This is a genomic window from Actinoplanes palleronii, assembly GCF_016862315.1.
GTDB lineage: Bacteria > Actinomycetota > Actinomycetes > Mycobacteriales > Micromonosporaceae > Actinoplanes > Actinoplanes palleronii.
In genome coordinates, this window is record NZ_BOMS01000134.1 from 72,876 (window position 1) to 85,855 (window position 12,980).

Below are 12,980 nucleotides of genomic sequence, written 5' to 3' on the forward strand. Positions count from 1 at the left end.
TATATTGAGGCAATGGTGGTCAGAGACAGCGCGGTGACCGGCGTCGGCCTGCGATGGGTCCACCGGTTCGGGTGGATTCGATGCTCGCCAGTTTCGGACCCGCCTTGAGGGGTGGCCAGGACGGGGACAACGATGCCGCCGATGTCGACGGTTGACCTGTTCGCGCCGATCCGCCGATACGACAGTGCAGCGCCTTCGGGAGTTGGCGGTCGACCCGATCCCGCCTCCGGGCGCCGGTGCCGGGTCCACCATGGCGGCGGATGATGCGGATTGGTCGTCGGTGCTTGCCTGTCGTACCGGACCGCGCCCGGCTACGGCCGGACACCGCCGGTAGACCCGGATGATTACCGCCGTGTCGAGCGGGTGTCGGCCGAGATGCAGCTCCGGCTCGTCCCGGAGCGCATCCTCGATGGGCCCTATATAGGCCCGAATCAATGGGTGTTCGGGCCTTCCGCGGTGACGTGGTTCCGGCGGTTCTTCGACTACCTGTAGAACCGTCAGCCTGGTACGCGCAGCAGCATCGAGCCGCCCCAGACCAGGGCCGCCCCGGTGGCCAGCAGGAGGATCACGCTCTCGAAGGGCCAGGGTGGGGGAGACGTGAAATCGGTACTGAATCGTCCGGCATTTTCGCAGTCCAAAGTCGAGCGCGGGCGCATTCCGCGGGCGAAATGACGGTGTGCCCGCGATGAGAGGTGGGCCGGCGGACCGGCCCACCTCTGCTCATCAGCGAATGCGGTACCTGATGACGTCGGTGCGCATCATGTCGCCGGACACCTTTACCGCCTTGATGGTGTGCTGCTTGTTCTTCAAGCCTGACACGCTGAAGGCGAGCTGCTGCGTGGCGCGCACTGCACTGTGCGTGTCGACGCGGCGCGCCAAGGTGCCGTCGATGTAGATGTCGACCAGGCCCTGGTCGGGACCTGTCGCGGTGATCCAGTCGACGCCGGTGCCTACGAAGGCGTACGAAATCGCATTGCCGTTGATTTTTGTGGCGTGCACGTCGTCCAGATGATCGCCGCGGAAGGTGAAGTCGAGCTGCGCGGCGCCGAGCGGGAGACCGGCGAGGAAGGCCGCACGCAGCGTGACCGTCGAGCCGGACAGGGTGAAGTCGGTGCCCGGCTTGAGGGCGGTGTCGGCGAGCGCGACGCCGGTGAACTCGCTGCCGTCGCGCAGCAGCTTGACCGGTACGTCTGCGGGCGCCTTGCGGTCGAACGTCGCCGCCGGCGGGTCGAGCAGGCTCGGCTGCAGCACGTCGATCCGGTCGACGAGCAGGTACGAACCGGACTTCTTGACGCCCATCAGCACGTGGCTGCCGTTCGGCAGGTCGTTGACGGTGAACACGGTCTGCTGGGCCAGGCGCGGCTGGCCCTGCTCGCGGGCGGCGCTGACGGTCTTGACGAACTGGCCGTCGAGGTAGATGTCGACGTCACCCTGCGACGTGTCCAGCTCGGTGACGTAGGAGACGCCGGTGCCCTGGAACGTGTACTGGAACGAGTCACCGTCACGTTCGGTGTAGTGCACGTTGTCCTGGTAGTCGCCGAGCCCGCGGCCGGTGCTCTGCGACCACGTCCCGGCGTAGGCGATGCCCTGGTCGGTGTCGTCGTGGGTGACGGTGCGGACCGGGCCGCTGGTGGACGGCGGCGCGGTGGTGCCGGTGTCGGTCAGGGTCAGGTTCAGCGGCTGGGTGGTGGCGGCGACCTCGGTGCCGCCGTTGCGGGTCCATTCACCCTGGTAGTTCACGCGCAGCGCGTCGTCGTTGACCGCGATCGCGGCACCCGGCTGCGGCGTGACCTTGAGCAGGCGTACGCCGTGGATCGGGACGGTCGCCGCGGTGAACTTGGCCGGGAACCGCCCCAGGTCCTTGCGGGCCCACAGATCACGGACGGTGGCCGCGCCGGTCAGGCCGATGTCCGACCAGTTCACGGTGATGTCCTTGTCGGTGCGACCGAGATTGAACAGTGCGACGGTGTAGCTGCCGTCGGCGTTGAGCGCGTACCAGACCTGCTGCTGCGCGGTCGCGGAGACGGGGCGCGCCGGGGTGCCGGCCTGGTCGACGGCGATCACCTCGGGGTTGGTGAGCAGGCTCAGTCCGTACGCATCAAGGTTTGTCAGATCGTTGCCGAGGTAGAGGGGAGCGGCGGAGACCGCCCACAGGGTCATCGCGGTGCGCCGTTCGTCCTGGGTCAGGCCGTCCATGGCGCCGTTGCCGATGTTGAGCGAGTCCAGGTCGTTCCATCCGCCGTTGCCGGCGTGGCGCCACCAGGTCGCGACGTCCGGGAAGAGCCGGGCGATGTTCTGCCACTGGGTGAGCGCCTCGTTGGCGCAGTAGCACTCGACGTCCCAGTCGACGCGCCAGCCGTTCGCCTTGCTGCGCCAGTAGTCGGCGTAGGTGGGGTCGAGCGCCCAGGACAGCTCGAACCAGATCTTGTGCTTCTTGAGCGCCGACGACCAGGCGGCCACGTCGTCGCGGGCGTCGAGGGAGAGGTCGCTGATCCCGGAGCCCGGCGTGACGCTGTCGAACTTGACGAAGTTGACGCCCCACTGCGCGAACTTGTCGACGATCGAGTCGATGTACTTCTGCGAGCAGGGGTTCGCGAAGTCGATCCGGTAGCCGATCTTCCAGTAGTCGGCCTGCTGCACTGGCTGCTTGACGATGTCGTGCGTGGTGCAGCCGGGTGCGCCGGCGATCGGCAGGCTCGCCTCGTAGACGGCGGGGGAGATGCCCGGGATCATGTAGAGCCCGAACTTCTGACCGTTTTTGTGCACGTGGTCGATGACCTTCTGCAGGCCGTTCGGGTAGAGGGTGGCGCTGGGTGTGGGCCGGCCGTTGGCGTCGACCCCGTCGTTCCAGCCGGCATCGACGTTGATGTAGTTGTAGCCGTACTTCTGCAGTTTGGCGTGCATCGCGTCGGACTGCTTGATCAGCTGGTCGCCGGTGATCCACTTACCGTTGCCGGAGTAGACCTGCATGCTGTAGCTGCTCCAGCCCATGTAGGGCCTTACCGCCCAGGGGTCGGGCGTGGACGCTGCCGGCGTGTCGCCGGAGGTGGCCAGCGGCGCCGGGACCGGCGGCGGACTCGGCTTCGGCGATGGAGCCGCCTGTGCCGGATGGCTTCCCAGCAGCATGAGCATCGTGGCGCCCAGGGCGCCGATGGAACGTATCGGTGACCGCACGGTCGAACCTCCTGGTGAACGAGAGCGGGGAGAGTTGTCAGGACGTGACAAAGGTCTGGATGCTCACCGTCGCCGCGCCGCGCGCCCACTGCTCGAAGGGCAGCGGCCGGATGGTCAGCGGGCACGTGGCGGCGGCGCCGAACGCCTGGCGTTCGAAACCGGTGCGGATGTGCTCGTCGAACAGGTCGTAGGCGGCCAGGCCCTCGCCGGAGACGACGATCCGGGCCGGTCCGACCAGGTTCGCGACGGCCGCGAGACCGCAGCCGATGGCCAGGCCCGCTTCGGCAAAAACTGCATTTATCCGTACGTTCCCGGAGCGCGCGAGGGCCACCGCGTCGTCGAAGGTGAGATCCGGCCGCCCGGAACGCTCCCGGGCGCGCCCGACGATCGCGTCGGTGCCGGCGATCGCCTCGACACAGCCGCGCCCGCCGCAGTGGCACGGCGGCCCGTTGACGTCGACGCCGAGATGCCCGATCTCGCCGGCCACCCCGTGCGCGCCGGAGACCAGCTTGCCGTCCACGACCAGCCCGCACCCGATCCCGGTGCCGACGGTGACCAGGGCGAACGACTCCGCCCCGGCGCCATCGCCGAACCAGTGCTCGGCGATGGTCAGGGCTTTCACGTCGTTCTCGACCGTGACGGCCAGTCCGGTGAGCTGCTCGGCGCGCTGTTGCAGCGCGACGTCGTGCCAGCGCAGGAACGGTGAGTAGCGGACCAGGCCGGTGGGGCGGTGCACGTCGCCGGAGACGGCCAGGCCGAGCCGGCGGGTCCGGGCGCGCAGGTTGCCGGGGCCGTCGAGCAACTCGTCGACGAGCGCGCCCAGCTCGGTGAGGACGTGCTCGACGTCCGTGCCGGTCAGCGGCCGGCGGGCGGCGGCCCGGACCCGCGCGCCGAGATCGCAGACCACGCCGATCAGCTCGTCGGCCGTGATCTTCACGCCGAGGAAGAACTCCCGGTCCGGCCGGATGGCCAGCGGGCTGGCCGGTCGCCCGGCGCCGGGCCCGGAGCGTTCGGTGGCGGCCAGTTCCCGCAGGTAGCCCCGCTTGATCAGGGGTTGGGCCGCCCGGGTGATGGCGGCTTGCGACAGCCCGAGCCGGCGGGCCAGCGCGACCCGGCTCAGTGGACCTCCGGTCAGCACGGCCGCCAGCACGGCGGTCATCGCCGGTGCGGTGGTTTCGGGCTCGGCGAACATGGCCGAACGGTAGGACAGCGCTTCGGCGAAAATCAATACTTGACGAAGGAAATTATTGAGCCTAGGTTTCGGCCATGTTTCCCGAGATCGGCGGCCGGTCGGCGGCGCCGTCACCGTCAGCGGCGCCGCGGCGCAGTCGCTGGTCCCAGGCGCAGCAGGCCTGGCGGACGCACTGGCAGCTGTACCTGCTGGTCAGCGTGCCGATGGCCTACTTCGTCATCTTCAAGTACATCCCGATGGCCTTCAACGTCATCGCGTTCAAGGAATACAGCCCGGTCCTCGGCCCGTGGGGCAGCGAGTGGGTGGGCCTGCGCAACTTCGAGCTGCTGTTCACCAACCCGGTCTTCGGCTCCCTGCTGAAGAACACCTTCATCCTGGCCTTCTACCTGGTGCTGGCGAGTTTCCCGATCCCGATCCTGCTGGCGCTCGCGCTCAACGAGATCCGCACCGGGTGGTTCAAGCGCACCGTGCAGATGGTCACCTACGCGCCGTACTTCATCTCCACCGTGGTGGTCGTCTCGATGACCATCCTGGTGCTGTCCCCGCAGGTCGGCCTGGTCAGCAAGGGACTCGGGCTGGTCGGCGTCGAGCCGATGAACCTGCTCGCCGAGCCGGACTTCTTCCGCCACATCTACGTCTGGACCGACGTCTGGCAGACGGCCGGCTACTCGGCCGTCATCTACCTGGCCGCGCTGGCCGGCATCGATCCCGCGCTGCACGAGGCCGCCAAGATCGACGGGGCCGGCCGGCTGCAGCGGATCTGGAACGTCGACCTGCCCGGCATCATGCCGACCGCGGTGATCATGTTGATCCTCGGCGTCGGGAACATGATGGCGATCGGGTTCGAGAAGGCCTATCTGCTGCAGAACAATCTCAACCTCGCCCAATCGGAAATCATCCCGACGTACGTCTACAAGACCGGCCTGATCAACGCGGACTTCAGCATGGCCACCGCGGTGGGGCTGTTCAACTCAGTGGTCAATCTCTGCCTGTTGCTGGCGGTCAACTTCGTCGCCAAACGGGTCACCGGGAACGGATTGTGGCGATGAGCACGACGAAGATCCGCGAGCCGTTCCGCGACCGTTTCTCCCTGATCGTCATCAAGGTCATGCTCGCCGTGGTGCTGGGCCTGGTCCTGCTGCCACTGGTCTACATCGTGGCCAGCTCGTTCAGCAGCCCGGCCGCGGTCAACGCCGGCCGGGTGAGCTTCTGGCCGGTCGAGTTCTCGCTCGAGGCGTACCGCTCGGCGCTGAGCAACTCCGAGGTCCTGAGCGGGTACTACAACTCGCTGATCTACGCGGTGGCCGGCACGGCGATCAGCGTGACGCTGACCGTGGCCATCGCCTATCCGCTGTCGCGCACCACGTTCTACGGGCGCAACGTGGTGATGACGCTGCTCATCTTCACCATGCTGTTCTCCGGCGGCCTGATCCCGACCTACATGGTGGTCCACGACCTCGGCATGCTGAACACCCGCTGGGCGCTGCTGATCCCCGGTGCGATCGGGGTCTGGCAGGTCATCATCGCCCGCACGTTCTTCGCCAACTCGATCCCGGACGAGCTCTACGAGGCGGCCGCGCTGGACGGGGCGAGCGACCTGCGGGTGCTGCGCTCGGTGGTGCTGCCGCTGTCGAAACCGCTGCTGGCCGTGCTCGCGCTGATGTACACGATCTACCAGTGGAACACCTATTTCGACGCGCTGGTGTATCTCAAGGACCCCGATCTTTTCCCGCTGCAGATCGTGCTGCGCAACATCCTCATTCTCAACACTCCTCGTACCGGCGCCATCGACCTCGCGGAGTCGATGCGCCAGCAGCAGCTGGCAAACGTGCTGCGGTACGCGCTCATCGTCATCTCGAGCCTGCCGGTACTGATCATTTACCCCTTCGTGGCGCGCCATTTCACCAAGGGCGTGATGGTCGGCGCGGTCAAGGGCTAATCGCATTTTCACGATTGGAGCAGATATGGCAACCCGTTCCCTGAGACGAGCAGTCACCGCCATGACCGTCGCCACGACCCTGGTCGCGGCCGGTTGCAGCTCGGCCGACAAGGACAGCGCCCCCGCGGCGAAGATGGACGGCGACAAGGTCGTCATCACGGCGCTGGCCCCGGCCGACCCGGACAAGAAGCTCGACACCAACGCGATCACCACGATGCTCAGCGACAAGTTCAAGATCAAGTTCCAGTTCGACACCACCACGATGGACGGCGGGCCGGCCAAGGAGAAGCGCCAGATCGCCATCTCCAGCGGCGACTATCCGGACATGTTCCTGCTGATCCCGTACGTCGACGCGTTCACCAAGACCGAGGTGCAGAAGCTCGGCCAGCAGGGTGTCGCCGTACCGTTGGAAGATCTGATCAAGGAGAACGCGCCGAACCTGCAGAAGGCGCTGGACGCCAACCCCGTACTCAAAGGAATGTCGACGGCGCCGGACGGGCACATCTACGCCCTGCCGCAGTGGTCCGACTGCTACCACTGCACCTACTGGAACAAGCTCTGGATCAACTCCTCCTGGTTGAAGAAGCTCAACCTGGAGATGCCGAAGACCACCGAGGAGCTGCGGACCGTCCTGCAGGCCTTCAAGACCAAGGACCCGAACGGCAACGGCAAGGCCGACGAGATCCCGCTGACCACCGACACGCAGGACAGCACGTTGATCGGGTACCTGATGGGTGCGTTCGCCTACGCGCCGTTCGGGGCCAGCAACGGCATCCCGTCGCTGCTGCAGCTCAACGGCGACACCGTGGAGACACCGGTCGACAAGGCGGAGTGGCGCGAGGGCCTCAAGTACATCAACTCGCTCTACAAGGAGGGCCTGATCGACCAGGCCTCCTTCACCCAGAACGCCGAGGCGCTGCAGGCCACCGGCAACAACCCGGCCGCGGTCCGGGTCGGCTCCTCGCCGGTGCTCTACCCCGGCATCTTCGTCCAGCTCGGCTCCAAGGACGGGCGCGACAAGCAGTACGACGCCGCGCCGCCGCTGACCGGGCCGGCCGGCAAGAGCTACACCGCGTACAACAACCCGACCTCGACCGGCTACACCTTCATGCTGACCAACAAGTCCAGCAAAGAGGCCCGGATCGCGGCGATCAAGATGCTCGACTACATCTACACCGACGAGGGCCAGCTGGTCGTCAACGCCGGGCCGGAGGGTGTCGGCTGGGTCAAGCCCAGCGCCACCGACATCGCGCTCGACGAGGGTGTGAAGCCGACCTGGAAGTCGCTGCCGTCGGCGGACGTGCCGAAGAACGTCACCTGGGACTCGCTGGGGCAGTACAACATGACGCTCGCGCTGCGGAACGCGCAGGCCGTACCGAAGGACATCTACGACGAGACCGGCCTCGAGCGGCGCCTGTTCGAGGCGTCGAAGATCTACGAGCCGCACGTGGACAAGGCCAAGGTCTACCCGGAGGCGCAGGTCTGGGCCGACCCGAGCACGGTCTCGGAGCTGAGCACCCTGAAGACGAACCTGGACAGCTACGTCAGCCAGGGCGAGCTGGGCTTCATCACCGGCACGAAGAACATCGACACCGAATGGGACACCTGGGTCGGCGGCCTGGACGGGGTCGGGATGAAGCGGTACCTGGAGCTCAACCAGCAGGCGTACGACAAGTACAAGTCCGGTAAGTGAGGCGGGCGCCCAGCCGGTCAGCGACGACCGGCTGGGCGTCTCAGCGCACGCCGGGGGCCGGCGCGGGGTCGGGGTCGATGACGAAGTCCTCGGGCCACACGGTCATCCGGACGGTGTCGCCGTGGCCCTCGATGATGTCGTGGAGGCGGGCGGCCTCGAGTGTGTCCAGCCGGAACACCCGGTCATCGCGGTTGACCGGGTCGTCGCGCAGCCACGCGTCGAAGTCGTCGAAGCCGGTGTGGCCGGCGGCGAGGTAGGGCACGATCCGGCGGAAGAGCTTGGGCCAGATGACCAGCTGTTGCAGGGTGTCCAGGCCGGTGACGGTGGCCGCCCCGTCGCGGTCGGCGGTGGCTCGCGGCCAGAGCCCCGACTCCTTGGCGCGGGCCGTGATCGACTGCTGGGCGAGGTGGGTGCGCAGCGTGGCCGGCAAGGTGGTGTAGAAGGCCGGGTAGGCGAGACCGATGCCGAGCAACTCGGCGTTGACCGAGCGGTCGACCCCCGCCTCGTCGACGAAGATCCTGGATCCGTCCGGGTCGCTGTGCTCGCCGGCGTGCACGAACGCGATCATTCGACCGTTGGCGTCGATGCCGTTGGACAGCACGTGCCCGCGTACGGTGTCCTGGTCGGCTGATTCGATCTTGTTCGGCAGGTCGGGGAAGAATCTGACGCTGGTGAAGCCGAGCCGGTCCAGCAAGCGGTCCCGGGCCGCGTTCGCCCCGGCGAACTCCTGATGTGTCCCGCCGAAGTGCGTCTCCAGGGCGTCGACCGCCTCCAGCCGCACCGAGATGCCCCGGCGGTTGATGTCCGGTGGCGCGCCCGAGCGGCGCGGCAGCGTCTGGACCAGTGCCGGGGTGTCCGGAAGGAACTTGACGGTGTCGCCGTCCGGCTCCGGGCCCTGCCGGGGCAGGTCGGAATACCGGATGACGAACTTTCCCTGCAGCAACGTGTAAGTCACCGGTCTCCTCCCTCGCCGTACATGCCTGTCGTATCGGTGAGATTAGGCGTGGCCGGGCCGCGCGACCAGGCAACCGTCCCTGATCCGTCCCATCCGCCGATGGTGGTCCCGGGCGTACTCGGGCAGGGTCGGTGTTCCGAGCCGACGGCAGCCGACGACACCGGACGACTGTCACGAAGGAACGCCATTCCGCTGGACGACGCCATCCGCAGGGCCGCGGCGCGTACGGACAAGGCCGACAGCAAACAGCCCCGGTGACCAGGTCATCATCCCCGGCACCGGCATCGGAAGATACTTCGACAAAGTGGATCTGCGCGCCAACATGTACGCCAACCCGACGGAGCTCCCGCCGTACCTCACTGGCGACACGCGTTTCTCGTCCCCCTCCGGTTCCGGGACATCTCGGCAGTTCGTGGCGTCCCCGACCGGCACGATCTACATGGCGAGCGGCAACTATGACGGCAGCTGGTACGAGAACCTGGAGGAGGTTCTGGCCGAAGAGATCGTCCGGCAGCGCCGGTAGCCGCGGGTTTTGTCATCGGGTCGCCGGTTCGAGCAGTGCCAGCGTTCGCCGGCCCGCGTCGAGGCCGGCCCGCAGGCCGACCGGCATCGGCAGGTTCGGGCCGGCGTGGCCGAACTCGACGTTGCCCAGCACCGGGATGTCCCGGTCACCGAGCACGTCGAGGACGATCTCGGCCAGCGACGGTGACGCGCCTGGCGACTCCAGTCCGGCGATCTCGCGCGGCACGCCCACCACCATGCCGGAGATCCGGTCGAGGATGCCGGCGTGCCGCAGGACCTGCAGATACGTCCACACGTGCGAGGTGTGGCCGCCCATCTCCTCCCAGAACAGCACCGCGCCGTCGAACCACTCCAGCGGCACCGCGAACCGGGTCGCCTGCACCAGCGCGAGACGGTTGACCACCCCGCCGATCAGCCGGCCCTCGGCCTGCCCGGCGCGCCAGCACTCCCACGACGGGCTCGCGGGCAGCGCACCGATCGCCTCGGTGCCGGTCAGCAGCTTCTGGTACAGCGCCTCGAGCTCCGCCCGGCGTTCCGGCGGCGCGGTCTGCCAGTGCCCGCCGAAGCCGGGCACGGCCATGTCGGCGTGGAACCCGACCAGGCCGGTGCGGGCGTAGAGCGCCAGGTGCAGCAGGGAGATGTCGCTGTAGCCGAGGATGGGCTTCGGGTCGGCCCGGACCGCGTCGAGGTCGACCAGGTCGAGGTAGCCGAACGCGGTCATACCGCCGTCCGCCGCGATGATCGCCCGAACCTCAGGGTCACGGAGCAGGCCGTTGAGCTCCGCGGCGATCTCGGCCGGCGTGGCCGCACTCCACCACCGCTGCCGCCCGACGTCGAGCAGCGGCGCCCGCCGAACCCGAAAACCCCACCTTTTGAGTACGGCCACGGTCTGCTCGACGTGCGGCTCGTACATCGCCGGCAGCGGCCCGGACAGCGAGGCGATCACCACGAGATCCCCGGGCCGCAGCGCCCGGGGCCGCAGCAGCTGAGGCGAGTCAGAATCGGTCACCGAAGCATCATCCGCAGACCCGCCCCGACAGGCGACTCATTTACGAACAGCTATGTCGTACAAAATCTTGGTTTTCGTCACCGCATGCCGGTGGAGACCAGCGCGGCGGTTCTCGACGCCGTCACCCTGCGCGGCCGGGGGCGCCGGGCTGGCCGCGTAGGGCGAACTGCCGGTGATGGGCCCGCCGCCGGCCGCTGACAGCGGCACGGCTGGTCGCCTGCTGCTTCGTCCGCCGGGGGCGGACCGGTGAGGTGCGGTCGACTCAGCGGGCCCTCCGTCTCCGGGAAGGCCCGCTCATCGAGGTCAGCAGGAGGACAGGCTGAAGTTGAAGAGGGTGTCGACATCGCCCTCGGTGGTGTTCATCGACATCGTGCTGGTGCCGGTGGAGGAGCCGGCGTTGACCCGCAACTCCGTATTGACGTTGAGGACGCTCTGTGTGCCGCACCCGGAGTAGGTCAGCACGGGGGCCACGTCCCAGGTCGTCCAGAGGCCGGACCAGGGCCCGCTGAACGTCACGTCCTTGCGCTCGGTCGCCGAGGACCCCTGCCAGTAGTAGCTGGTGCGCTGCAGGGCGCTCGCTCCGGACTTCAGGTTCGCCCGGCCACGGTAGTTGGCCGAGGCGATGGCGATGGTCCAGCCGTCCGGGACGGTCACCAGGACGCCGAGCTGGCAGTTCTTGCGACGGTCGACGATGTCGGCGTCCCCGCCCGCCGCGGCGACGAAGTCGTTATATCTGACCCGGAACCCGGTGTCGTCGCCGTTGCTGTAGACCGAGGCGGTGCCCGGGGCGCAGCCCGATCCGCTGGCGGCGATCACCTCGACGGTGATCCTGGCCGCGGCGGCTCCGGTGGCGGCGTGTGCGGGGGTGCCGAGCGGGAGCGCGAGGGCCGTGGCCAGCGCGGCCGTCAAGACGCGGTTGCTGTTTTTCATAAAAATCCTTCCGGGCATGGGTTTATCAGGGACGACCGCATTGACTCTTGAGTCATTCCAGAACGGCTGCCGTCACATCCGCGACAACCGTAGTAGCGCTGATCAGTCATACACAAGCATCAATTTTACATTGATCTATATCGAACTGTGCAGCGTGCGGGGCGGGTGGCCGACGGCGGGCCGAGATCCCTGCCAAAAGCGTATATATCCGGCAAGATGTCAGCGTGTAAGCGGCTTATGGACGGGTTCATGCCTCGTCGACCTCTTTCTCGATGGGCATCAAGAACCTCGCCGACCCGGGCGTCGACTATTGACTTACATTGAAGCCAATCAATAGCTTGACTCCGGCCAGCCTCGAACTCGAAGGGATAAAGAATGAAAGATTTGTTAACTCGTGCCGGCCTTGCGCTCGCGGTCCTCACGTCTTCGCTGCTCATGGCATCGCCGGCGTCCGCGGGGCTCATTCTCACCGACCCGCCGCCCACCGACGAGATCTCCATCCAGCTGGTCGCCATGGCGGGCTCGGGCTGCGCGCCGGGGACCGCCGACGTCGCGATCTCGCCGGACCACTCCGCGTTCACCGCGATCTACAGTGCCTACCTGGCGCAGGCCGGCCCCAGCGTCCCGGTCACCGAAAACCGCAAGAACTGCCAGCTCAACGTGCTGGTCAACGCGCCGTCCGGGTACACCTTCGCGATCGCCAAGGTGGACTACCGGGGATACGGATTCCTGCAGCGCGGCGCGACCGCCCAGCAGCGGGCGAACTACTACTTCCAGGGCATGTCGATGGGCAGCTATGCCAACCACCCGATCGCCGCGCCCCTGGACGACAACTGGATCGCCACGGACGAGATCCCGATCGCGTCGCAGGTCTTCCGCCCCTGTGGCGAGCAGCGCAACCTCAACATCAACACCGAGCTGCGGGTCACCAAGGGCACCTCGACCGACGTCAGCTACCTGACGATGGACTCCACCGACGGCAGCATCGAGACGATCTACCACTTTTCCTGGATGCGTTGCCACTGACCGTGGTGCCGGGACGTCGGGCGGCCTCGGTCCCGAGCGGGCCTGGCGGCTCGGCGTCCCGGCCGGCAGGGCGCGGGGCAAGGCGAGGTGGACGCTTCGTCAAGCTTGACAGCGACGCGTTCGATGGCGGCGTCGAACTCGTAGCGCTCATCCGGCTCCATCTCGCCGAGGTGGTACCCGATCTCCTCAACGGCGCTACCGGCCGATCGATCATCCTGGTGCTGGTGGAGGACGGTCTCGAGGGCGGCGATACTCGCGATCAGTGCTTCCATCACCCGATCCACAGCGTCTCTCCGCTCAGCAGCGGTTAGGGCACCGCAAACTGCCTTATCTCGTAGTGCGCGATCTGCGGTAGAAGAGTATGCGGGCGGCCTTCCAGAAGTGGCTGGCTCCTCGATTCACCGGATCGGGGGCCGCCCCCTCGAAACCATGGAGGCGTTCTTGAAGAATCTGACCTGTAGTCGAAGCGAAGCATCCGAAGCGCCAGCGTGGAGCGGTCCCTGCAGTCCACCTGTGCCTCGGGGCTGGGCACACTGAACT

At 67.3% G+C, this 12,980-nt stretch carries 10 protein-coding genes; 5 read left to right on the forward strand and 5 right to left on the reverse strand.

Annotated elements, in window-relative coordinates; all coding sequences use genetic code 11:
• Nucleotides 1-723: 723 nt before the first annotated feature.
• Together Apa02nite_RS39805 and Apa02nite_RS39810 are read right to left on the reverse strand one after the other, a co-directional pair.
• Nucleotides 724-3,174 (reverse strand): X2-like carbohydrate binding domain-containing protein, encoded by a 2,451-nt coding sequence (locus Apa02nite_RS39805; RefSeq protein WP_239164870.1) that lies wholly within the window; start codon nucleotides 3,172-3,174, stop codon nucleotides 724-726.
• Between the two features lie 37 nt (nucleotides 3,175-3,211).
• Nucleotides 3,212-4,366 (reverse strand): ROK family transcriptional regulator, encoded by a 1,155-nt coding sequence (locus Apa02nite_RS39810; RefSeq protein WP_203829669.1) that lies wholly within the window; start codon nucleotides 4,364-4,366, stop codon nucleotides 3,212-3,214.
• 74 nt (nucleotides 4,367-4,440) lie between these two features.
• Between Apa02nite_RS39810 and Apa02nite_RS39815 the strand changes: the two genes are divergently transcribed.
• The 3 genes from Apa02nite_RS39815 (at nucleotide 4,441) to Apa02nite_RS39825 (ending at nucleotide 7,998) form a co-directional block, all read left to right on the forward strand.
• A complete protein-coding gene (locus Apa02nite_RS39815; RefSeq protein ID WP_203829670.1) occupies nucleotides 4,441-5,415 on the forward strand; it encodes an ABC transporter permease in 975 nt (324 codons plus the stop codon).
• Complete coding sequence (locus Apa02nite_RS39820) at nucleotides 5,412-6,305, forward strand: carbohydrate ABC transporter permease (protein WP_067692455.1); 894 nt, start codon at nucleotides 5,412-5,414, stop codon at nucleotides 6,303-6,305. The genes Apa02nite_RS39815 and Apa02nite_RS39820 overlap by 4 nt, the downstream gene beginning before the upstream one ends.
• 61 nt (nucleotides 6,306-6,366) lie before the next feature.
• Entirely contained in the window at nucleotides 6,367-7,998 is a 1,632-nt protein-coding gene (locus Apa02nite_RS39825) for a type 2 periplasmic-binding domain-containing protein (RefSeq protein ID WP_239164871.1), read from the forward strand.
• A gap of 40 nt (nucleotides 7,999-8,038) precedes the next feature.
• On the opposite strand, the gene Apa02nite_RS39830 is transcribed toward Apa02nite_RS39825, so the two are convergent.
• Complete coding sequence (locus Apa02nite_RS39830; protein WP_203829672.1) at nucleotides 8,039-8,953, reverse strand: thermonuclease family protein; 915 nt, start codon at nucleotides 8,951-8,953, stop codon at nucleotides 8,039-8,041.
• 304 nt (nucleotides 8,954-9,257) lie between these two features.
• Here Apa02nite_RS39830 and Apa02nite_RS39835 point away from each other — a divergent pair, with 304 nt between their 5' ends.
• Nucleotides 9,258-9,476 (forward strand): hypothetical protein, encoded by a 219-nt coding sequence (locus Apa02nite_RS39835; RefSeq protein ID WP_203829673.1) that lies wholly within the window; start codon nucleotides 9,258-9,260, stop codon nucleotides 9,474-9,476.
• A gap of 12 nt (nucleotides 9,477-9,488) precedes the next feature.
• On the opposite strand, the gene Apa02nite_RS39840 is transcribed toward Apa02nite_RS39835, so the two are convergent.
• The gene (locus tag Apa02nite_RS39840; protein WP_203829674.1) at nucleotides 9,489-10,484 is read right to left on the reverse strand and encodes a S66 peptidase family protein; all 996 of its coding nucleotides are present in this window, start codon (nucleotides 10,482-10,484) and stop codon (nucleotides 9,489-9,491) included.
• Nucleotides 10,485-10,787: 303 nt separating this feature from the next.
• A complete protein-coding gene (locus Apa02nite_RS39845; RefSeq protein ID WP_239164872.1) occupies nucleotides 10,788-11,414 on the reverse strand; it encodes a DUF4360 domain-containing protein in 627 nt (208 codons plus the stop codon).
• A 435-nt stretch (nucleotides 11,415-11,849) separates the two neighbouring features.
• Between Apa02nite_RS39845 and Apa02nite_RS39850 the strand changes: the two genes are divergently transcribed.
• Nucleotides 11,850-12,440 carry a DUF4360 domain-containing protein gene (locus Apa02nite_RS39850; RefSeq protein ID WP_198170856.1) on the forward strand — a complete coding sequence of 197 codons (591 nt, stop codon included), beginning with the start codon at nucleotides 11,850-11,852 and terminating at the stop codon, nucleotides 12,438-12,440.
• Nucleotides 12,441-12,980: the final 540 nt, after the last annotated feature.